This window comes from Candidatus Krumholzibacteriia bacterium (genome assembly GCA_029865265.1).
Lineage (GTDB): Bacteria > Krumholzibacteriota > Krumholzibacteriia > WVZY01 > JAKEHA01 > JAKEHA01.
The window spans coordinates 151,275-171,463 of record JAOUHG010000003.1; the positions used below are offsets into that span (position 1 = coordinate 151,275).

Here is a 20,189-nt window from a genome sequence, read left to right on the forward strand (position 1 = left end):
GTCCATACCGTGCGGGCCTCCGTTCCTTCCTCTACATGTGGCAGATCAAGCAATCGGTGGGCGCGTCGTTCTCGGTGTGACACGACACACACCAGCCCATCTTGAGCGAACTCACCTGGCGTACCTGGGCCATCGCGGCCAGCTCCCCGTGACACTGTTCGCACGCCACGCCCTTGGCCACATGACGCTTGTGGGAGAAATACACGTGCTTTCTGATGCGAATACTGTGCACCCGGTTCCAGGGTATCGGCTCCTGGTTGTTCCAGTACTCGGTGAGCTTCTGTACGCCCGCGGTTTCGGTCTTGACCGCCACGTGGCAGTCCATGCACTTCTTCATGGGCGGCACGCCCGCAAAGGCCGACTTGTCCGCCGTCTCATGGCAGAACAGGCACTGGAGATTCAGCTTGCCGACGTGAACCTCATGGCTGAACGCGATGGGCTGCTCCGGCGGCTGCCGGTGCATCGCCCACCGGAAGCCGAGCAGGAGGATCAGGACGGCGAACAGCGCGAAGTATCCAAGGATCGCCGCGCTAATGACTCGTCTGGCCACTTTGCACCTCTGTCTGGGTCGGCGTTTCGGCATCCGGCTGTGCGCCGCCGGCCGGCGCCATCTGTCCGAGCAGGTACTCGGCCACGGCCCTCGCGGCGGCCGAGCTGAGCCCCGGGTTCGGCATGGGCGGATACGCGGGATCCATCTTCACCGGGTTGAGCATGAAGTTCTGCAGGTTGTCCGGGTTCCCCGCGTATTTTGGAAGCACCGCGTTCAGCGGCGGTCCCACGAGTTTCTCGTTCATGCGATGGCATTGCATGCACACCGAGTTGAAGGTCTCCTCACCCAGGTTGCGGCCGGCCCTGGCCGCCATGGCAGCCTCGATGAGCGCCTCCTGTTCCGCGCGTTCCCGGTCGGTCTTGATCGCGATCAGGCGCGCGTGCTCACGATTGGCGTTGGCCATGGATCGCACGTCGAACGTGCTGCTGAGAACGAAGACGAGGATGAACAGGCTGAAGGTCGTGGCCCCGAACCGCGCACGGCTGGAGCGCAGCGCGCCCACGAAGGCGTACGCGATGAGCATGGTCACCAGCGTCACCGAAATGCCCAGCGCGTAGACGACGCGATCGAACACCACGTCGGCAGAGGTGAAGACGTAGAGCAGGTTGAATACCGGCACCGCAAAACAGAAGGCGAGACCCAGCCCCGCGCCGAAGCGCCGCGCGAACTGGGCGTAGTCGGCGTCGGTGACACCCTCGCGGCCGCGCCAGCGCAGCACGAAGAACAGGATGGCGGCCCCGGTCAGGCCCAGCCCCAGGTGCACAAACAGGAGGAATTTCCAGATCACGTTCCAGTTGAGGACCAGGATGGCGGCGTTCTTGAGCCGGAACCACTTCTCGGGATCCTGCAGGCGGACAATCGCGCTCAGGAGCACGAAGTAGGAACCACTCAGCAGCGCAAGCCCCGCGGTGCCCAGCCCCATGTGCAGACGAAAATTGGCCGCGCGCTCACGAAACGAACCGCGGTACAGGCCCAGCAGCGACAACCCCAGGATCACCCCCGGAATGGGCAGCACGATGTAGAGCAGCGGGAAATTGACCGCCCCCACGAACCACTGCCCGTACAGGAACGGCAGAACCAGCAGCGGCATCACACCGAGCACCAGCATGGGCACCCGATTGCCGAGCGACATCCCGATCAGGTCGCCGGCCAGCCGCGCGAAACGCGGGTTGGGCATTTCGCTGTCGGAGAAGGTGAGCCACATGGCCACCGCGGTGGAGCCGATCACGAGCGCGATGTACGGCAGGTGGATGGTGTACGTGACCACCGCCAGAAACTCCAGGAGTCTCAGGTGAACGGCCGTTGGCTCGATGACGTGCTGACTGAAAAAGTCCATGAATCGCCTTCCCGCTCCTCTATCCGACGAGTCCGCTGAGCGACAGCACTGAAATCACGACCAGCGCATACAGGTTGATGTGATGGAACGCGAGGACTTCGCCGTCCGAACGCACCATTGTCATCGCGTGCCAACCGAGCCACAGCGAGGCCACCGCGAGCCCCACCTGCGCCCACAACGCCGAAGATACGCCAAACATCGGCATGGAAACGCAGGCCACGGCGGTTGCGAGCATCCACACAAAGATGATCCGCGACAACTGCCGGCGCGAGAACAACGCGGTCAGCGTCGGCAGTCCGGCACGCGCGTAGTCGTCACCGATGCGCAGCAGCAGCAACCAGAAGTGCGGCACCTGCCACACGAAGAAGAAGAACGCGACCGCCGCGATACGCGGGTCGGTCAGCAGTCCCCCGCCCATCACCCAGCCGATGACCGGAGGCAGCGCGCCCACCACGCCGCCCGGAATGGCGGCGAACGCGGAGACCCGCTTCAAGGGCGTGTAGATGCCGTTGTACCAGATCACGGTGCAGGCGCCGATTGCAACTGCAGCCAGGTTTCCGGAAAGAAACGCGAATCCGGCGGCGAGCAACGCCAGCGCCCACAGCAGGCCCGCGGTGCGCGACATGCGCCCCGACGGGATGGGGCGCTTCTCGGTGCGCCGCATGCGCGCGTCTATCGCGACCTCCTGCACCTGATTCAACGCGCCCGCTCCCCCGGCCAGAAAGAACACCCCGGCGATGAGCGGCGCCAGTTCGGCGGTCACGGCGCGCGCGGCCAGGAAATAGCCCGTCAGCGCGGACGCCGTCGCGAGCACCGCAATGCGAACCTTCATGAGTTCGAGCACCATGCCGGCCATTCGCGTCATGCTATTTGAGACTCTTGATGTAAGCGGTGAGCGCCTTGATCTCGGCGTCGTTGACGATGCCCTTCTGCGAGGGCATCAGGGGCTGGAACCCCTGCACGATATCGGCGGCCGGCTCCAGAATGGAGTTCTTGATGTACTCGTCGTCCACCTCTATCTGGCGCGTCTCGCCGGCGGTCACCACGGTGGCGCTGTGGCCGTAGATCCCCTTGAAGGAGGGACCGATGAGGCGGCTGCCGTCGGCGCTGTGGCATGCGGTGCACCCCCGGGATTGCGAGAGCGACTTGCCCAGCGCGATGACCGCGGGATCCGAGGCGTCGGCCTCCGCCGCGGCCTGGATCGCGACCACCTTCTCGCCCTCCGCGGCGAGCCAGGCGTCGTAGTCCTCCTGGGTCATCACGTGTACCTTGGTGAGCATGGCCGAGTGCTGGTTGCCGCAGTATTCGGCACAGAACACGTCGTAATCGCCCAGTTCCGTGGCCTCGAACCACAGGAACAGGTCGGGAATTCCCGGCACCGCGTCCTGCTTCACCTTGAACGCGGGAATGAAGTAGCTGTGCAGCACGTCGGTGGAGGTGAGATTGAGCTTCACCGGCCGGTTCACCGGCACGTAGAGCGCCGGACTCTGCACGCCGTTCGAGTACTCGTGGTTCCACGACCACATGCGCCCGGTCACGTTCACCTGGATGGCGTCCGCGGGCGGCGTCTTGAGCACCTTGTAGCCCTCCCACCCGTACCAGAAGAAGCCGAAGGCAAGAATGGTGGGAATGACCGTCCATATGATCTCGAGGGTGGTATGCCCGTGCACGTCTTCGCCCACCGGCCGGCTGCGGCGGTTGTAGCGCAACGCAAAATAGATCATCACCAGCGTTATGCCGATGAGCATGGCCAGCGAAACGGCCGAAATGAACAGGATCGGGCCGTTTACTGCGTCGGATGTGGTCGATAGACGACTGAGCATTTGGCTACCTGAAAAGCGTGTCGGTAAAGGTCAGGCCGATATTGATGGTCATGATGATGATCACGATCAGCAGCAGGCGTTGGAACGTCTTGCTCTCGTATTTCAGATGCATGAACACGTACAGAACGATGGCGGCCTTGATCATGGCAATGACCAGTGCCACCAGCACGCTCGCGCTGCCAAAGTGCATCCCCGCCGCCGTGACCGTGATGGCGGTCAGAACCAGCAAGGAGAACCAGGTCAGGAAGTACGTGCCGTACCCGACCGGCTCGTGCGCTTCCTCATCGTGCCCATGATGTGCGTCTTGGCTCATGCGTCCTCCGAAAACGTCACCGCTAGGTGATCAGATAGAAGAGCGGGAACAGGAAAATCCACACGATGTCGACGATATGCCAGTAGAGACCCGAATTCTCCAGCAGGTTGAAATCGGCCACCTTGAAGCGATTCTTGACCGGCCAGTAACTGGTGCCGATGTCGATGCGACGAATGGAGGTGTCGATCTCCTCGCCGGTCCACAACGTCCGGCCCTCCTTGTCCACGATGGCGATGCGGCCACCCTCCGCCTGGCCCAACCCGTGACCGGCCACGAACGAAACCTTCGCGTTGGGCTGCTTCGACACACGGAAGAACATGACCGTGAGCAGAACTACACCCACCAGAACGTGAATCCCGTGCACACCCGCCATCGTGAAATAGAGGCCGAAGAAGAGAATCTCGCCCTTGGAGTGCGCGAGCAGGTATTCGGAGCCCGGATAGATGCCGTGGTGGAACTTCGCCCCCCACTCGAAATACTTGATGACGAGGAACGCGATACCGCACAACACCGTGACCGCAAGCATGCTCAGGGCCAGCTTGCGATTGCCATGGTGGGTGGCCGCGATCGACAGGGCCATGGTGAGACTGCTGGTCAGCAGGATCAGCGTGTTGATGGTGCCGAGCAGCGTATTCAACTCTTCCGCCGCCAGGTGGAAGTCCGTCGCGTACTCGGACCGGTAGACCGAATACAGAATGAACATCCCGCCAAAAAGGATCACTTCCGTAATCAGGAAGAGCCAGATGGCGAACTTCGAACCCGTGTAATCCTTGTGGGTCGGAAGCGCAATCGAGTGCGGGTGGGAGCTCATTTGGCCTCCACAGGCGCGGGATCATAGGGACCGCGGGTGATGGTCGGAATCTCGTTGAAGTTCTCCAGCGGCGGCGGCGACGGAATCGTCCACTCCAGCGTGCGCCCGCCGCCCCACGGGTTCGGCTCCGTGCACACCGGCCCGTTCCGGAGCGAGCGGATCAGGTTGGTGAACATGATCAGGATGCCCGCGATCATGATCCACGAGCCGATGGTGGACACGAGGTGCCACTTGTGGAACTCGGGCAGGTAGTCGTAGTAGCGGCGCGGCATTCCCTCCCAGCCCAGCATGAACATGGGCAGATAGAGAACGTTGAAACCCACGAAGACCAGCACCCAGGAGATCTTCGACGGCAACTGTTGGTACATGCGGCCGAACATCTTGGGGTACCAGTGGTGCAGCGCGCCAAACAGCGAGAAGCCGAGGCCGCCGAAGATCACGTAGTGGAAGTGCCCCACCACGAAGTAGGTGTCGTGCACGTGGACGTCGATGGAAAGCACGCCCAGCATCATTCCCGTGAACCCGCCGATCATGAACAGGAAGATGAAGGACAGCGAGTACAGCATGGGCGTCTCCAGCTGAATCGAGCCCCGGTAGAGCGTGGCCACCCAGTTGAAGACCTTTACCGCGCTGGGTATGGCGACGATCATCGTCAGCAGCGAGAAGACGAAGTTCGCCACCATGCTGTTGCCGCTCACGAACATGTGGTGGGCCCAGACGATCGATCCGAACAACGCAATGGCGACACTGGACAGCGCGATGAACGAGTAACCAAAGATCGTGCGCCGCGCATGAACCGAGATCATCTCTGAAATCGCGCCCAGCGCTGGCAGAATCATGATGTAGACCGCGGGGTGCGAGTAGATCCAGAACAGGTGCTGGTAGAGAATCGGATCTCCGCCCTTGATCGGATCGAACACGCCGATCCCGAACGACCGCTCCACCATGATCAGCACCAGCGTTATGCCAATGATGGGCGTCGCGATCACCTGCAACCAGCCCGTGGAGTACACCGCCCACACGAACAACGGCATGCGGAAGAAGGTCATCCCCGGCGCGCGCATGCGGTGGATGGTGGTGACGAAGTTGAGCCCGGTGAGAATGGACGAGAAGCCGAGCACGAAAACGGCGAACGCGGCCAGCGTCACGTTGGTCCCGGTGCGAATGCTGTACGGCGCGTAGAAGGTCCAGCCGGTGTCCGGTGGCCCGCCACCGGTGAAGAGCGCGGTCACCGCCAGCAGGGCGCCGCCCACAAAGAGCCACCAGGACAGCAGATTGAGGCGCGGGAACTGCACATCCTTGGCCCCGATCATGATGGGGAGCATGAAGTTGCCGAGCGAGGCGGACAGTCCGGGGATCACGAACAGAAACACCATGATCACCCCGTGCAGGGTGAAGATGGAGTTGTAGGTCTGCGCGTCGACGATGGTGCGGCCCGGGGCCATCAATTCCAGGCGCATCAGAAAGCCCAGCGTCATCCCGATGCCGAAGAACGCCGTCATCAGGATCAGATACATCAGGCCGATCCGCTTGTGATCGGTGGAGAATATCCAGGAAGCGAGTCCCGAGAAGCGGCCCTGGAACTTGTAGAAGTCCACGGTCGTGGCGTCGGCAACCCGCGCGTGATTTGCCATCTAATGCACCTTCTCCTTGCGGCGCCGACCCGACGCCGTGACGAACACAACGATCGCGGCAACACCCACCAGTGTGCTCAGCCCCACCACGCGGGTTGCGTTGAGCACGAACTTCTGCCCGCTCGGGTCGTAGCTGAAGCAGAACTTGTAGAACTTCACGATGGTGGCGCCCACGCGGCCTTCACGGGCCTCGATGAGCGCGAGTTTGATGTCGAGGGGCAGATACTCGGCGCCCACCAGGTAGCGGGTGATCTTCCCGTCCGGGGCCAGCACGATGAGCGACGTGGGGTGCGCAAAGTTGGGATCGTCCGCGTTGCGCCGAAACCCGAAGCCAACCGCATTGGTGAAACGCGCAATCGTGGCGGAGTCGGCGGTGAGAAACGTCCATGCATCGCGCGGAAACGCCCCCGGCAACTGGCGGTAGTACTCGTCCTTGAGGCGCGATGATCCGGCCGGACTGTCGAACTGGTCGAAGCTGATGGTCACCACGCGGTAGTCGCGATTGGGCACCATGTCCACCGATCCGAGCTTGCCCAGCGTTCCCGCGACTTCGTTGAGCAGCGGCCGGCAGATCGAGGGGCAGGTGTAGTAGACGAGCGACACAATGGTGGGCCGGTCGATGAGATCGCCCAGCACAACCGTGTCGCCGGTCTCGGAGACGAAACGCAGATCGAGCGGAACCCGCTCACCCAGGTGCTCGTTCAGGCCCACTTCCGCCGCGGGAATGGGCTCGCGCGACGCCACGGCGGCGTCCGCAAACGGCACGACGGCGATCAGGAGCGATATAAGGAGACGTATCGGGGACTGTTCCAATGCCACCCTCACGAGGCAGCCACCCGTAACACATTGATTTATATTAAATTAAAAGAAAATGGGCAGGCTTTGTGCGAGAATTCACAAAGCACCGATGGAGACTAGCGCCTCAGCAGAGGGGTGTCAAGACCAACCTTCCAAATCACATGAGAATGGCGGATTCCCCATCATCACCTGAGCGGCGCGTCCAGGCGCCGGCCGAGCTCGGCGGGGTCGGTTATCGGCAGCTCGCAGGCAAAATTACGGCACAGGTAGGCAGTCGCCGCCCCGCCCTGCGCGACCTGCTCGCGCACGTAGGGTGCCAGCGCGATCACGCGATCCGCGCCGGTGGCGGGCCGGAACACCGTGACCAGGTGGGGAAGAAACCGCCGGTCGGCCTCGCGCCGCATGGCCTCGGTCCCGGGGGCGCCCACCTCCCCGGCGATCACCAGTTCCATGGTCGGTCCCACCAGGAAGTCGGCGGCGACCAACGCGTAGGTGTGCGCCATCGGGGCCGCCGAGATCTGCGCATGAAACGCCCGCCCCACGTCGCGGGCGTGCGCGTCCCAGGTCATGTCGCCGGTGAGCCGCGCCAGACGCGCCATGACCGCCATTGCCACCGAATTGCCGGACGGCATCGCGCCATCGTATGCCTCGCGGGGCCGAACCAGCAGGGCCTCCGCGCTACCCGCGGTCATGAAGTAGCCGCCCGCCCCGTCGGCGAACGATCCGTGCATGCGCGCCGCGAGGAGATTGGCCAGTTCGAGATAGTGCACTTCGTAGGTGGCCTCGTAGAGCTCGAGGAGTCCCCACGTGAAAAAGGCGTAGTCATCCAGCATCCCCGGGATGGCGGCTTCACCGTCGCGCCAGCGGTGCAGCAGACGATCGCCGTCGAGGAGTCCCGAGCGGCGCACGAAGTTGGCCGACGACGCGGCGCGCGCCACCAGATCCGGGCGATCCAGTGCGCGGCCGCAGCCGGCCAGCGCGGCAATCATCAGGCCGTTCCAGTCCGTGAGCACCTTGTCGTCGAGGTGCGGGCGCACGCGCGAGGAACGCGCCTCGAGCAGCTTGCGGCGGGCCGACTCCGTCGCGGCGCGCAATTCCTCCGCCGGCACGCCGAGTTCGGCCGCGGTCTCGTCGATGGCGCGCGGCAGGTGCAGGATGTTGGCTCCCGTGTGCCGTCCGCTGGCCTCTTCGGCGAAGTTCCCTTCCTGGCTCGCACCGTATACCGCCGCGATGCGCGCGGCGTCCCCGCCCAGCACGTCGCGTAATTCCTCCAGCGTCCACACGTAGAACTTCCCCTCCTCGCCCTCGCTGTCCGCATCCTCCGCCGAACAGAACCCGCCGCCGGGCGACGACAGGTCGCGCATCACGTAGGTGGCGATTTCCTCCGCAACCGCGCGGTAGTGCGGGTTCCCCGTCGCCTGCCAGGCCTGCGTGTACGCCATCATGAGCAGTGCCTGGTCGTAGAGCATTTTTTCGAAGTGTGGCACGAGCCACGCGGCGTCCGTCGAGTAGCGGTGGAATCCAAATCCCACCTGGTCGTAGATGCCGCCGTTGCGCATCGCGTCCAGCGTTCGTGTCACCATCTCCAGCGGCCACGCCTCGCCGGAACGCTTCCAGTAGCGCAGCAGGAACAGCAGGTTGTGCGGTGTGGGAAACTTGGGACGCGTGCCAAAACCGGCGTGGGTGGAGTCGAAGCGCGCGCCCAATTCCTGGTAGGCGCGCTGCAGCACCTCGGCGCCGATTTCCTCCCCCGCGGCGGCGGTCATCGACTGGCGCAACAGCCCGGACACGCGGCCGGCATCGCTGCGCACCGCGTCGTTCTGGTCCCGCCAGGCCGCCTCCACCCGCGGCACGAAGGTCATCAGCGCCTCGCGCGGAATGTACGTTGCCGCAAAGAAGGGTTCGCGCTGCGGCGTGAGCAGCAGCGTGAGTGGCCAACCACCGCTGCCCGTCATCATCTGACACACGGTCATGTACACGTGATCGATGTCGGGCCGCTCCTCGCGGTCCACCTTGATGCACACGAAGGCACGGTTGAGCAACGCCGCCACTTCCGGGTCCTCGAACGACTCGTGTTCCATCACGTGGCACCAGTGACAGGTGGAATAGCCGATGGAGAGAAACACAGGCTTGTTCTCACGCTTCGCCACCTCGAACGCCTCGTCACCCCATGGATACCAGTCCACCGGATTGCTGGCGTGTTGCAGGAGGTAGGGGCTCTTCTCCAACGCCAGGCGGTTGCGGGTCGAGTCGGACGGGCTGTGCATGGGAACCTCCGGGGCCCTCTCGCCGCCACCATTGCCGCAGGCCGCGAGGGTTGCGGCCCCGAACACAAGGCAGATGAGAGACAGGCGGCTGGACATGGACACAACGGGGTCTGGCGACCCGCGCTCACGTCTCACTATAGGTGTCGCCGGGGAAAGAATCCAGTTTAGAAGATGCGCGCGCTGCGAAACACCATGGCGCCGTGTCGCACCTGCACGCCGGAGAACGTCGCGCTGGCGCCCTTGACACCGTCAGCGGAGTAGAGGTCCGCTTCGATCCGGTACTCGCCCGGCGGCAGATCGAGCCGCGCCATCCAGATGGCCTGGGGCAGGGTCGACCAGCTGCGGGTGTCGGCGGTCTCGGTGACGACGTTGAACAGGTTGACCACCGCGCCCAGTCCGTCGTCCTTCTTGTCGGCGGCGTTGAACGCCGCGTACTTGATGAGCGCGCGCACGATGGCACGAACGAAGAGCGTCCCCTGCTTTTCCTCGTACGCGCGCCGCGCGTGTTCGTCGAGATTCTCCACCATCATGGCCACCGTCTCCGCACTCTCTCCGGTACGGCCGTCGGCGCTGCGGGCGCGCACCACCACCCGCGTGTACCGGGGCGGCACCGGCAGCAGCGTGGGCAGCGCGACTTTCAGCCAGTACTTGACCCTGCGGCGGTCGTAGGGCTGTCCGTACCGGTTCCGCAACTCCCACGCGAATTCATCGTCGTCGTTCCACGTGTCGTTCTCGAGGATGGGCAGCACGATGCTCTCTTCGCCCTTTGCCACGATCTCTCCGCAATCCAGCAGCACGTTGACACGCGCCAGCCCGTCGTCGGGACACTCCGCCCGTTGCGCGTATTCCGCGACCGCCTCGCGGTCGCCGACGGCGCGCGCCAGGGCGGCAGCGTCGCAGAAGACCGTGGGCGGAGTCGGCGTCATGGCCGCGAACTGCGGATCGTCGTACAGGCGGGTGGCGAGACGGTACGACACCTCGGCGTCAGTGCGTTCGCCGCCGCGCGTGTAGACCAAGCCGGTCAGGTACTGCAGGAAGGGTTCGTTGACGAAGTAGGTCTCCCCGCCGTCCTGGAACATCTGCAGGCGGCGGTTGATGCGCCGGCACTCCACCATCGCGTCTTCGACATCGCCCAGCGCCAGGTAGTTGAGGATCTTGTAGTAGTTGACGAAGAGTGCCTCGAAGGGATCGCCGCGGTACTGCTCGACGGTCTCCGAAATGGCCATGGAGGCGAGACCCCGGGTGATGCTGCGCGTATAGAGCGCGTCCAGCACCGCCTCCGAGCGCTCGAAGGACAGGTTGCTGGCCGCGTAGTCACCCTGGCAGTGCTGCACCATGCCCTGCTCATAGAGCAGCAGCAGCAGCGAGTTGGACGGGTCGATCTCCGATATCTGATCCAGCGCCGCCTCGTACTGACCGGTGGCCACTGCCCCGCGGATGGCGGTCGAGCGCCGCACGTAGTTGGAACACGCCAGCGCGGCACAGGCCAGCACCGCCAGTACGGCTGCACACGCGCCCGCTGCGCGCAACGCGGGCCGGCGGGTCGGGGCCTCTCGATACATGGCCGGCTAGAGCTTGTGACCCGAGTTGGAGATATACTTCTTTATCTTCTTCTGGCCCTGCCACACCTTCGAGTTCGATTCCAGGTCGATCAGGTTGAGATCCACCTGGTAGAACACGACCATGTCGCCGCCTTCCTGGTCTTCGATGCTGTTGATCACGCCCCCGAGCATGTAATCCGCGCCGTGTTCCCGGCCCCACTTGGCCATGGTCTCCTCGCTGGAGTACTGCTGCTGGTCGGCGCGTTCGTCGCGGATCTGTTCGCGCTCCTCGGCACTCGCCACCATCTCCGCCTCGCCGGAGTTGATGAAGGCGCGCTCGATGTCGCCGATGAAGGTGCCCACGGCGATGTGCTCGGTGGACTTGTTGCGAATGGTGCCGACGATGATGATGGGGCGCTTGCCCTCCTTCATCATGTGCTGCGACTTCCAGGGGCGTGACATGCAGTCTGCGATCATCTCCTCGGAGACCAGGCGCGAATCCGTGTCGTTCCAGCGGCCCGACAGGTCGACCTGCTCACCGGGATCGATGCGCGTAACCTGCTTGCCACCCGAACACCCCATCATTACCGCCGTCAGAAGAATCGTCACTGCAAGAGTTCCTTTGACCATGATCCGTTGCTCCTCCTTGAAGACCGGCATGCGCGAGCGCCGGCACGGGAACGATCGGCCCACGCTCACCCGGCGTGACGCGAGCCCGCCGCTAGCGTCCCGCACCGGGCCCGGACTTGTCAATCATTCAAAGCGTGGTGGATTGGCCGCGCCGGTATGCGCCTTTCGGACACCGGCGGTGCGGACGAGCGGAACCGGGCCGATCAGCGCCAGGGTACGGAGAGGTTGAGTTGCTGGAGTTTCGACTCCAGTTCGTCGCGCTCCCGGTTGCGCTTGAGCGCACCCGTCTTGCCGGTCTCCAGCCAGTTGAGCCTGCGCGCGACGGCAACCGCGTGATCGGCTTCTCCCGACGCGATGGCGCGCACCATTTCCAGTTCGATGGACGAGAGGAAGAGCGAGTTCATGCGATAGTCGAGGAACGCCTCCCACACCAGTGGTACCCAGTGGGCCACGATCTTCTCGCCCATGGTATGCGCGTACATGCGAATCTCCTCCTGGGAGTGATCCTCCATGCGCAGTGAGAGGAAGTGCAGCAGGTTGTGGAGGTCGATCTTCCAGTAGGCCTCGGTGTAGGTGGACAGGGGCAGATCCTTGCGCGCCTGTTCGCGTGCCACCCCCATGGCGATGCGTTCTTCGTAGATGCGCCGCGCCGAACGGTGCAACTCCGCCTCCTGGTGGGTCAGCGCCTCGCCCGCCCTGGCCTCCACGAACCCCGCGCTCCCCTGCCGGTTGCCCTTGGACTGCAGCCGCCATTCATCGGGCGCGGTGGCCTGGGCGGCGTCGATGGCGAGCGAGTAGCGCGTGGAATACTCGTTGACGTTGGCGGTGCGATGCCGGATCCACTGGCGCCAGCAGTCCATGGGCACACGCACGTGAAACTTGATCTCACACATCTCGAACGGCGTGGTGTGGCGGTGCCGCATCAGATAGCGGATCAAGCCGCGATCCTCGTGGACCAGCTTGGTTCCCTTGCCGTAGGAGACGCGCGCGCTCTGCACGATGGACTCGTCCGAACCCATGTAGTCGACAACGCGGACAAAGCCGTCGTCGAGCACCTTGAACGGCCGGCCCAGCACGTCATCCAGCGCAGCGACACGTGGGCGTTCGAGCTTCTCCGGTTGGCGGGATTCGGTTTCGTGGCTCATTCCAGTGGATTCCATGGCGGGTATCTTCCTTTGCTCCTGTCGAAGGATTAAAGCGTAACCGGCGCGGTAAAACAAGGTGGAAGTCCGGGCACACCCTCGGGTAACGTCCCCGCCATGAACCGCGATCAGATGATCGACCGCCTGCGCAGCCCGCACCATCCATGGGACGTGCTGGTGATCGGCGGCGGCGCCACCGGCCTGGGCTGCGCGGTGGATGCCGCGGCGCGCGGCCTGCGCACGGCCCTGGTGGAGCGCGGCGACTTTGCGCACGGCACCTCCAGCCGGAGCACCAAGCTGGCGCACGGCGGCGTCCGCTACCTGCGCGCGGGTCAGTTCGCCCTCGTCGCGCAATCGTTGCGCGAGCGCGAACGTCTCACCAGCAACGCGCCCGCACTGGTTCACGACACCCCGTTCATCGTGCCCGCCTACCGGGACTGGGAGCGCGCGTGGTACGGCGCCGGCCTGGTGATGTACGGCGTCCTCGCCCCCGCCGGCGGCGCCACGCGGCTTCTGTCGCGCAACGACGTCTCCACGCGGTTGCCCGCACTGCGCCGCGCGGGTCTGCGCGGCGGTGTTCTCTACCACGACGGACAGTTCGATGACGCCCGCCTCGCTCTCAGCCTGGCGCACACCGCGGTACGGCTGGGCGCCACCGCGGCCAACTACGTGCGCGTGGTGGAACTGACGAGAAGCGGCGGACGCGTGAGCGGTGCAGCCGCCGTCGACGTCGAAACCGGGGCGATGATGGACATCCCCGCGCGTGTGGTCATCAACGCCACCGGCACCGGTGTGGATGTGGTGCGGCGCATGGAAGACCAGGGCGCGGGTGAGATGATGCGCGCCAGTCGCGGCGCACACATCGTGCTGGAACGAAGCTTCTGCCCGGGCAACGAGGCGGTCATGATTCCGCGCACCGACGACGGTCGCGTGCTGTTCGCCATTCCATGGCGGGGGCGATTGCTCGTGGGCACCACCGACACCGCCGCAACCGACATCGGCGACACGCCCCTCCCCACACGCGACGACGTCGACTTCCTGCTGGAGCACGCAGCGCGCTACCTGGAAACGGCACCGGCGGTGGGTGACGTGCGCAGCACCTTCGCGGGGTTGCGCCCGCTGCTCTCCGGAGCCGGCAGCACCGCGTCGCTGAGACGCGATCACCGCGTGACGGTGTCGCCGGGTGGTATGGTGACGATTGCCGGTGGCAAGTGGACCACATTCCGGCTGATGGCGGAACACGCCGTGGACCGCGCCTGCGCGTCAGCAGGTCTGACGGCGCCGCGCTGCCGCACCGCACGGCTCGCCCTGGATGGCTCTGCCTGGGGAATCGCCAACGATCCGCTGGAACGGCGCGCGATGGGAGAGGATGTGAGTCTGGAAGCCATCGACGCATTCACACGCGACGCGGCGTGGGCGGACATGGCACGCACCGTGGAGGATGTGCTGGCGCGACGTTCGCGCGCACTGTTCCTGGACGCGCGCGGTGCGAACGCGCTCTGCTCCCGGGTGGCCGCGACACTCGCGCGCGAACTGCGCCGCGACGAGGCGTGGGCCGAAACGCAGACGAAGGATTTCGAGGCAACCGCGGCGCGGTTTCTGCCGCCCGCCGGTTAGCGCGGCAGCTCGCCGCCGGACAGCGGCCGGGTGAGAATCACGTATTCGGCCACCGGCTTCCCGCCGATGAGATGTTCCTGGATGATGCGCTCGAGCACTTCGGGTGTGCACCCGCCGTACCAGGTTCCCTCCGGATAGACCACCGCGATGGGTCCACCCTTGCACACCCGCAGGCAGTTGGCCTTGGTGCGGGCGACTCCCGCCTCCGACAGCCCGAGTTCCTTGAGACGGCGCTTGAGGTAGTCCCACGAGGCGAGCGAATCTGCCTTCACGCTGCACTTGGGCCTGGTCTGGTCCGCGCACAGGAAGATGTGCCGTCGCGCAACGGGAATACCCACCGCTTGCGCGCACGCGCGCAGGTCGTCGGCATCGATGCGGGATTCGCCGGCCATGATTGCGCGCTCAGCCCTTGCGATGGATCAGGTACGGGTTGCGCTGCGCGGTCGGGAGCATCACCAGCTTGGCAATGTTCACGTGCGCCGGCGCGTTGGCCACGTAGACCACCGCGTCGGCGATATCTTCCGCGCTGAGCGGCTGAAAACCGTCGTACACCTTGCTGGCGCGCCCGTCATCACCGTGGAAGCGAACCAGCGAAAACTCGGTCTCCGCCGCGCCGGGGTCAACACTGGAAACACGCACGTTGGTCCCGAACAGGTCCACGGCCATGGCCTCGGTGAGACCGCGCACCGCGAACTTGGTTGCGTTATAGACGTTGCCTTTTGGATAGGCCATATAACCCGCCACACTTCCGATGTTGATCACGTGTCCCGCGTCTCTCTCCACCATCATGGGCAGGATCTCGCGGGTGACGTTGAGCAGTCCCTTGAGGTTGGTGTCGATCATCGCGTCCCAGTCTTCGTAGTCTCCCTCCTGGATGGGATCGAAGCCGGACGCGAGACCCGCGTTGTTCACCAGCACGTCGGGAATCCATCCGCGCTCGCGCAGTTCCGCGGCGGCGGCGGACACCACATCGCGAGCGCGCACATCGACGACGCGGATCGACACCGGTTTCCCGTGACGGTCTTCCAGTTCCGCGCGCACGCGCTCGAGGCGGTCGAGCCGGCGTGCCCACAGTTCCAGGTGAGAACCATGCGCGGCGAAGTGGCGCGCGCACGCCTCGCCAAACCCGGCGCTGGCGCCGGTGATGACGACGTTCTTCCCTTCGAGCCGGTTGATGCTGTTCATGGGAGGCATTCTAGCAGGCGCGGCCGCCGGCCTCCAGCCGCTATTGCGCGCGCTCCAGGCGCGCGCCGCCCGCGGTCAGATCCAGCAGGAGCTGCCGGATGGCGTCCAGGCGGTCTTCCGGCAACTGGACGTCCAGTTCCACCTCGTCGCCGAAGCGCTCGCCGGTGATGGCGGCGTCCTCGCGCGCCAGAGCGCGCCGCACGGAGTCGGTGTGAGGATATGCAAATCGCACCCGCACCGCGATGCGTTCCACGCGCATCACGGTGGCCGCCTCGCGCAGCGCGTGCTGCACCGCACCGCTGTAGGCGCGCACCAGCCCTCCCTTGCCGAGCTTGACGCCGCCGAAGTAGCGCGTCACCACCACCGCCACGTCACCCACGCCAGAATTGAGCAGCACATTCAGCATGGGGCGCCCCGCGGTGCCGCCGGGTTCGCCGTCGTCGCCGGATCCGATGTCGGAACTGCTGCCGGGCGGGCCGGCGACGAACGCAAAGCAGTGGTGGGTCGCGTCCGGAAACTCGGCGCGAACCGCGTCCACCAGGGCGCGGGCCGCGTCCGCACTGGCGGCGGGGGCGAGGGTGGCGATGAAGCGGCTGTTGTGGATGCGGTCTTCGACGCGGTTCTGCGTGGCGGGGACGGGATAGCGGGTCGCGCGGGGCATGGGGCTCAGTCGTCGATCTCCACGCCGTGCCCGGCCTCCGTCCACCCGCGGTAGCCGCCGTCCATGGAGATCACGTTGCTGTAGCCCATGCGCTGGAGATTCTCCGCGGTGAGCACGGAGCGGAATCCGCCGCCGCAGTAGAGAACGATCTCCGCGTTCACGTCCGGAATCTCGAGTTCGATGTCGCGCTCGATGATTCCCTTGCCCAGGTGGATCGCGCCCGGCAGGTGCCCCACGTCCCACTCGCGGTCCTCGCGCACATCCACCAGGTAGAAGGCCTCGCCGCGCTCCAGGCGCCGGTGCACCTCGTCCACACTGGTTTCCTTTACGCGCGGCCGCGTCTGTTCGACGATGTCGAGAAAGCGCGGGGAGTGATCCATCAGAAACTTCTTCCCTCCTCGACCGGAGCGGCGATGCGGGCCATCCAGGTGCTCGCGGTATCGCGAATCTCGTTCATCACCTCGGCCCGTTGCCGGCCGGACCGCTTGAGCACACTGAACGAGTGGTCGCCCCCCTCGACCACGTGCAGGGTGGCCCGCGAACCGAGGGCGGAGCACACGGTGCGCATCAGTTCGAGATCGGCGAGTGAGTCGCGCGTCCCCTGGATGAACAGCATGGGAACCGAAACGCGATCCAGGTGGGCGGCGCGCGCCACCCCGGTGCTGCCCGGTGCGTGGAGGGGAAACCCCAGGAAGACCAGTCCCTGCAGCCCTTCCAGCGAATCCGACGCGGCGGCCTGGGAGGTCATGCGTCCACCCATCGACTTTCCCCCCGCAAACAGCGGAACACCCGGCAGTAGTGTGGCGGCCGCGGCCACCGCGCTGCGCACGGTTTCCTCCAGCACCGCGGGGGGATCCGGCCGGCGCCCGCCGGACTGCGCGTAGGGAAACTGGTAACGAACCGTGGCGATTCCCGCGCCGCTGAGAAGTGCGGCGACCTCCGCCAGAAACGGGTGGCGCATGCCGGCGCCGGCGCCGTGCGCCATCACGTATGCCGCACTCGGATCCTTCGGTGCGTCCAGGATGGCGTCCACCACACCTCGTCCTGCAACCTCGATCGTCAACTTGCGCGGTTTCATCACGCCCCCACCAGGTAGGTAAAAACACCGCTCGCCACGTGGCGCTCGTCCTGCGTGACGTCCACCGCGCACACCGCGAGGCGCCGGCCGATCTTGAGCGGTTTCGCCACCGCCGCCAGTTCGCCGCCGTCGGCACGAACCGGGCGCAGGAAGTTCATCTTGAACTCCACGCCGGACACGGTTCCGCGATCCATCGCCTCGGGAATGAGCAGGTACACCGCGGCGGTATCCGCGATTGCGCTCACGATACCCCCCTGCACGATGCCGTACTCCTGCGCCTGGGCGGCGGAAACCGCGGCGCGCACCTCCACGCGCTCCGCGCAGCGGTGCACCAGTCGCGAATTGAGAAAGGAATTGATCGGCGTGCGAACGAAGAGGTCCGCTGCGCGCGTGTCGACGGTCATCCCATCACCTCACGTAGCTGGCCGCGTTGACGTCGATGGCGGTGCCGGTGCAGTGATCGGCCATCCCGCTGGCCAGGAAAACCACCAGCGGCGCGATGTCGCGCGGTTCCGTCATGCGGTCGAGAACCATGTCCTTCATGGCGAAGTCCTCACCGTATTCGGTGATGAACGCCTCCGCCATTTCCGTGCGTGTGAAGCCGGGCGATACCACGAACGACTTCACGTTGTCCTTCCCCATGCCGCGCGCGATGGAGCGCGCCAGCGCCACCATGCCGCCCTTGGAGGCGGCATAGGCCAGGTACTCGGGCGTGTCGCCGCGAAACGCCGCGCGCGAGGCGATGAACACGACGCGTCCGCCGCCGGCCTTGCGAAAGTGCGGCATCGCCTGGCGGGTGAGAATGGCGGGCGCGGTGAGATTCACCGACAGGGTGGTGCTCCAGTCCTTCACCCACGCGTCCAGGGGTGCCTCCAGCGAAGAATCCATCGCCACGCCGGCGTTGTTGACCAGCAGATCGATGCCGCCCATGGCCGCGGCCGCGTCGGTCACCAGTTGCGCGCACGCGCGCGCGTCGGCGAGATCCGCCGCCATGGCGCTGCAGCCGGCCGCCCCCTGGATGGCCGCTTCCGCACCCGCACGACGCGAACCATAGTGCGCCACCACACGCGCCCCCGATGCCGCCAGGGCGGCGGCGATGGCGGCGCCGATTCCACGGCTGGCGCCGGTGACGAGCGCGCGCTGTCCGGTGAGGTCGATGTTCATGGCGCAATGGTAACCGATGGCCGCGCGGATAGCGACGGCGCTTTCACGCGTCGCCGTCGGGGTCGGGATCCGGGCCGGGGTCCTCGATGGTGTCGGGGTCGTCGGTCCCCATCACCCGCCGCTGCACGTCGGTGATCTTCTGTCTCCCCCGGAACCCCGCGTCCTGTTCGTGCCAGTAGGCGAGATGGCGTTCGCCCAGCTTCCAGCACAGGCATACCCAGCGCCCCTGGTAGGTGGAGGGAAAGTCGACCAGCCCCTCCTCCAGGCCGCCCTGCGGCAGCCATATCCCGCGGTCCCAGATGCCGCGCGCCACCGCGGTCTCGATGCCGCGCGTGCAGCGGTCGATGTCTTCGCGGTGGGTCGCGAACTCGGCGTGGTCGGGATGGCCGGGGTCGCGCAGTGCGCTGCCCCAGATGAGTTCCAGCACCTCGATCTTGCCGGCGAACTCACGAATGGCGCGGCGGTGAGCGTCGATCTCCCGGAACACTTCGATGAGCGACGGGATCATCGCGTCGGCTTCGTCAACGGTGAAGGCCTTGCGGCTCATGGGTGTGCCGCGAAGCGGTATGGCGCGCGGTGGATTCCCTGCTCGGTGATGATGGCGGTGACGAGTTCCGCCGGGGTAACGTCGAACGCGGGGTTGTACACGGAACCGGCGGCGGAGATTTCGACACCACCCACCCCCAGCACCTCGTGCGCCGCGCGCTGTTCGATGGGAATGGAAGCGCCGGTGGGGAGCGACGAGTCGATGGTGCTCGAGGGCGCCACCACATAGAATGGAACCCCGAAGCGCGCGGCGTGAATGGCCACCCCCAGCGTGCCGATCTTGTTGGCGGTATCCCCGTTGGCGGCGATGCGGTCCGCGCCCACCAGCACCGCGCGCACCCGTTTCGACGCCAGCAGCGACGCCGCCGCACCATCCACCAGCACGGTTACCGGGACACCGCGCCTGGCGCACTCCCACGCGGTGAGCCGCCCTCCCTGCAACAGCGGCCGTGTCTCGTCGGCGAACACGTGCACGCGCTTGCCACCCGCGTGTGCGGCGAACACCACGCCCAGCGCGGTGCCCACGCCGCCGGTGGCGAGCCCCCCGGTGTTGCAGTGGGTCAGCACGGCGTCGCCGTCGTCCAGCAATGCCTCGCCGTGGGCGGTCATGGCGCGCCCCATGGCGAGGTCTTCGGCCAGGATCGCATCCGCCTCCGCCACCAGTGCGGCGAGGAGTGCCGTGGGCGTGTCCGCGTCCGACTCCCAGCGCCCGCGCATGCGTTCGAGCGCCCACGCCAGATTGACGGCGGTGGGTCGCGTGCTGCCGATCTCGTCGCTGGCGCGCGCCAGCACGGCGTGCAGATCCGGCAGCGACGCCGAGGGCGTGCGCGCCACCCGCGAGGGAGCGACGTTGCCGGCGTCGTCGACACCGGATTCGAACACGGGTCCCCCGCCGGCGAACGCCTCCTCCACCGCGACCAGCAACCCGTACGCGGCCGCAACGCCGATGGCGGGCGCACCGCGCACGCGCAGCGCGCGGATGGCCTCGCACACCGGAGCCAGCCGGGAGAGCGCGATCACCTGGTGCCGGCCCGGCAGCAGGGTCTGGTCGATGATGCGCATGGCGCCGGCGGCAAAGCGAACGGTGGGCAGT

General features: G+C 65.8%; 22 protein-coding genes. 1 reads left to right on the forward strand and 21 read right to left on the reverse strand.

Annotated elements, in window-relative coordinates:
- Window positions 1–31 precede the first annotated feature (31 nt).
- The 12 genes from OEX18_02945 to thyX form a co-directional block, all read right to left on the reverse strand.
- Window positions 32–550, reverse strand: a complete 519-nt coding sequence (locus tag OEX18_02945; GenBank protein MDH4336215.1) for a cytochrome c family protein — start codon at window positions 548–550, stop codon at window positions 32–34.
- Complete coding sequence (locus OEX18_02950) at window positions 531–1,886, reverse strand: c-type cytochrome (protein ID MDH4336216.1); 1,356 nt, start codon at window positions 1,884–1,886, stop codon at window positions 531–533. The genes OEX18_02945 and OEX18_02950 overlap by 20 nt, the downstream gene beginning before the upstream one ends.
- Window positions 1,887–1,905: 19 nt before the next feature.
- Window positions 1,906–2,751, reverse strand: a complete 846-nt coding sequence (locus OEX18_02955; GenBank protein ID MDH4336217.1) for a protoheme IX farnesyltransferase — start codon at window positions 2,749–2,751, stop codon at window positions 1,906–1,908.
- A 1-nt stretch (window position 2,752) separates the two neighbouring features.
- Entirely contained in the window at window positions 2,753–3,709 is a 957-nt protein-coding gene (gene coxB / locus OEX18_02960; protein MDH4336218.1) for a cytochrome c oxidase subunit II, read from the reverse strand.
- A 4-nt stretch (window positions 3,710–3,713) separates the two neighbouring features.
- Window positions 3,714–4,022 (reverse strand): cytochrome C oxidase subunit IV family protein, encoded by a 309-nt coding sequence (locus OEX18_02965; GenBank protein MDH4336219.1) that lies wholly within the window; start codon window positions 4,020–4,022, stop codon window positions 3,714–3,716.
- A 22-nt stretch (window positions 4,023–4,044) separates the two neighbouring features.
- The gene (locus OEX18_02970; protein ID MDH4336220.1) at window positions 4,045–4,833 is read right to left on the reverse strand and encodes a cytochrome c oxidase subunit 3; all 789 of its coding nucleotides are present in this window, start codon (window positions 4,831–4,833) and stop codon (window positions 4,045–4,047) included.
- Window positions 4,830–6,467: a cytochrome c oxidase subunit I gene (gene ctaD / locus OEX18_02975; GenBank protein MDH4336221.1), complete on the reverse strand. Its 1,638-nt coding sequence runs from the start codon at window positions 6,465–6,467 to the stop codon at window positions 4,830–4,832. The genes OEX18_02970 and ctaD overlap by 4 nt, the downstream gene beginning before the upstream one ends.
- Window positions 6,468–7,280: an SCO family protein gene (locus tag OEX18_02980; protein ID MDH4336222.1), complete on the reverse strand. Its 813-nt coding sequence runs from the start codon at window positions 7,278–7,280 to the stop codon at window positions 6,468–6,470.
- Between the two features lie 170 nt (window positions 7,281–7,450).
- Window positions 7,451–9,532: a thioredoxin domain-containing protein gene (locus OEX18_02985; GenBank protein MDH4336223.1), complete on the reverse strand. Its 2,082-nt coding sequence runs from the start codon at window positions 9,530–9,532 to the stop codon at window positions 7,451–7,453.
- A gap of 164 nt (window positions 9,533–9,696) precedes the next feature.
- Window positions 9,697–11,094, reverse strand: coding sequence for a hypothetical protein (locus tag OEX18_02990; protein ID MDH4336224.1), 1,398 nt, complete (start codon window positions 11,092–11,094; stop codon window positions 9,697–9,699).
- A gap of 6 nt (window positions 11,095–11,100) precedes the next feature.
- Window positions 11,101–11,703 (reverse strand): penicillin-binding protein activator LpoB, encoded by a 603-nt coding sequence (locus tag OEX18_02995; GenBank protein ID MDH4336225.1) that lies wholly within the window; start codon window positions 11,701–11,703, stop codon window positions 11,101–11,103.
- Window positions 11,704–11,906: 203 nt separating this feature from the next.
- A complete protein-coding gene (gene thyX, locus OEX18_03000) occupies window positions 11,907–12,848 on the reverse strand; it encodes an FAD-dependent thymidylate synthase (GenBank protein ID MDH4336226.1) in 942 nt (313 codons plus the stop codon).
- A gap of 114 nt (window positions 12,849–12,962) precedes the next feature.
- Here thyX and OEX18_03005 point away from each other — a divergent pair, with 114 nt between their 5' ends.
- A complete protein-coding gene (locus tag OEX18_03005) occupies window positions 12,963–14,462 on the forward strand; it encodes a glycerol-3-phosphate dehydrogenase/oxidase (protein MDH4336227.1) in 1,500 nt (499 codons plus the stop codon).
- Here the strand turns inward: OEX18_03005 and OEX18_03010 are convergent.
- The 9 genes from OEX18_03010 to mtnA are packed head-to-tail and all read right to left on the reverse strand — an operon-like array spanning window position 14,459 to window position 20,188.
- On the reverse strand, window positions 14,459–14,854 hold the full coding sequence (locus tag OEX18_03010) for a ferredoxin (GenBank protein ID MDH4336228.1): 396 nt from the start codon (window positions 14,852–14,854) through the stop codon (window positions 14,459–14,461). The two genes, OEX18_03005 and OEX18_03010, sit on opposite strands and share 4 nt — an antisense overlap.
- A gap of 10 nt (window positions 14,855–14,864) precedes the next feature.
- Complete coding sequence (locus tag OEX18_03015; GenBank protein MDH4336229.1) at window positions 14,865–15,638, reverse strand: SDR family NAD(P)-dependent oxidoreductase; 774 nt, start codon at window positions 15,636–15,638, stop codon at window positions 14,865–14,867.
- Between the two features lie 49 nt (window positions 15,639–15,687).
- Window positions 15,688–16,308, reverse strand: a complete 621-nt coding sequence (locus tag OEX18_03020; GenBank protein MDH4336230.1) for a YigZ family protein — start codon at window positions 16,306–16,308, stop codon at window positions 15,688–15,690.
- 5 nt (window positions 16,309–16,313) lie between these two features.
- Window positions 16,314–16,688 carry a rhodanese-like domain-containing protein gene (locus OEX18_03025; protein ID MDH4336231.1) on the reverse strand — a complete coding sequence of 125 codons (375 nt, stop codon included), beginning with the start codon at window positions 16,686–16,688 and terminating at the stop codon, window positions 16,314–16,316.
- Window positions 16,688–17,386 carry an alpha/beta hydrolase gene (locus OEX18_03030; protein ID MDH4336232.1) on the reverse strand — a complete coding sequence of 233 codons (699 nt, stop codon included), beginning with the start codon at window positions 17,384–17,386 and terminating at the stop codon, window positions 16,688–16,690. The genes OEX18_03025 and OEX18_03030 overlap by 1 nt, the downstream gene beginning before the upstream one ends.
- Window positions 17,386–17,790 carry a PaaI family thioesterase gene (locus OEX18_03035; GenBank protein MDH4336233.1) on the reverse strand — a complete coding sequence of 135 codons (405 nt, stop codon included), beginning with the start codon at window positions 17,788–17,790 and terminating at the stop codon, window positions 17,386–17,388. The genes OEX18_03030 and OEX18_03035 overlap by 1 nt, the downstream gene beginning before the upstream one ends.
- 4 nt (window positions 17,791–17,794) lie before the next feature.
- The gene (locus OEX18_03040) at window positions 17,795–18,550 is read right to left on the reverse strand and encodes an SDR family oxidoreductase (protein ID MDH4336234.1); all 756 of its coding nucleotides are present in this window, start codon (window positions 18,548–18,550) and stop codon (window positions 17,795–17,797) included.
- A gap of 43 nt (window positions 18,551–18,593) precedes the next feature.
- Complete coding sequence (locus OEX18_03045; protein MDH4336235.1) at window positions 18,594–19,097, reverse strand: DUF2203 domain-containing protein; 504 nt, start codon at window positions 19,095–19,097, stop codon at window positions 18,594–18,596.
- The gene (mtnA, locus tag OEX18_03050; protein ID MDH4336236.1) at window positions 19,094–20,188 is read right to left on the reverse strand and encodes an S-methyl-5-thioribose-1-phosphate isomerase; all 1,095 of its coding nucleotides are present in this window, start codon (window positions 20,186–20,188) and stop codon (window positions 19,094–19,096) included. The genes OEX18_03045 and mtnA overlap by 4 nt, the downstream gene beginning before the upstream one ends.
- Between the last annotated feature and the right edge of the window lies 1 nt (window position 20,189).

Coding starts and splice junctions, on each gene's coding strand:
- OEX18_02950 (MDH4336216.1), bottom strand. CDS start 1,886: ATGGACTTTTTCAGTCAGCACGTCATCGAGCCAACGGCCGTTCACCTG.
- OEX18_02955 (MDH4336217.1), bottom strand. CDS start 2,751: ATGACGCGAATGGCCGGCATGGTGCTCGAACTCATGAAGGTTCGCATT.
- coxB (MDH4336218.1), bottom strand. CDS start 3,709: ATGCTCAGTCGTCTATCGACCACATCCGACGCAGTAAACGGCCCGATC.
- OEX18_02965 (MDH4336219.1), bottom strand. CDS start 4,022: ATGAGCCAAGACGCACATCATGGGCACGATGAGGAAGCGCACGAGCCG.
- OEX18_02970 (MDH4336220.1), bottom strand. CDS start 4,833: ATGAGCTCCCACCCGCACTCGATTGCGCTTCCGACCCACAAGGATTAC.
- ctaD (MDH4336221.1), bottom strand. CDS start 6,467: ATGGCAAATCACGCGCGGGTTGCCGACGCCACGACCGTGGACTTCTAC.
- OEX18_02985 (MDH4336223.1), bottom strand. CDS start 9,532: ATGCACAGCCCGTCCGACTCGACCCGCAACCGCCTGGCGTTGGAGAAG.
- OEX18_02990 (MDH4336224.1), bottom strand. CDS start 11,094: ATGTATCGAGAGGCCCCGACCCGCCGGCCCGCGTTGCGCGCAGCGGGC.
- OEX18_02995 (MDH4336225.1), bottom strand. CDS start 11,703: ATGGTCAAAGGAACTCTTGCAGTGACGATTCTTCTGACGGCGGTAATG.
- thyX (MDH4336226.1), bottom strand. CDS start 12,848: ATGAGCCACGAAACCGAATCCCGCCAACCGGAGAAGCTCGAACGCCCA.
- OEX18_03005 (MDH4336227.1), top strand. CDS start 12,963: ATGAACCGCGATCAGATGATCGACCGCCTGCGCAGCCCGCACCATCCA.
- OEX18_03010 (MDH4336228.1), bottom strand. CDS start 14,854: ATGGCCGGCGAATCCCGCATCGATGCCGACGACCTGCGCGCGTGCGCG.
- OEX18_03020 (MDH4336230.1), bottom strand. CDS start 16,308: ATGCCCCGCGCGACCCGCTATCCCGTCCCCGCCACGCAGAACCGCGTC.
- OEX18_03025 (MDH4336231.1), bottom strand. CDS start 16,688: ATGGATCACTCCCCGCGCTTTCTCGACATCGTCGAACAGACGCGGCCG.
- OEX18_03030 (MDH4336232.1), bottom strand. CDS start 17,386: ATGAAACCGCGCAAGTTGACGATCGAGGTTGCAGGACGAGGTGTGGTG.
- OEX18_03035 (MDH4336233.1), bottom strand. CDS start 17,790: ATGACCGTCGACACGCGCGCAGCGGACCTCTTCGTTCGCACGCCGATC.
- OEX18_03040 (MDH4336234.1), bottom strand. CDS start 18,550: ATGAACATCGACCTCACCGGACAGCGCGCGCTCGTCACCGGCGCCAGC.
- OEX18_03045 (MDH4336235.1), bottom strand. CDS start 19,097: ATGAGCCGCAAGGCCTTCACCGTTGACGAAGCCGACGCGATGATCCCG.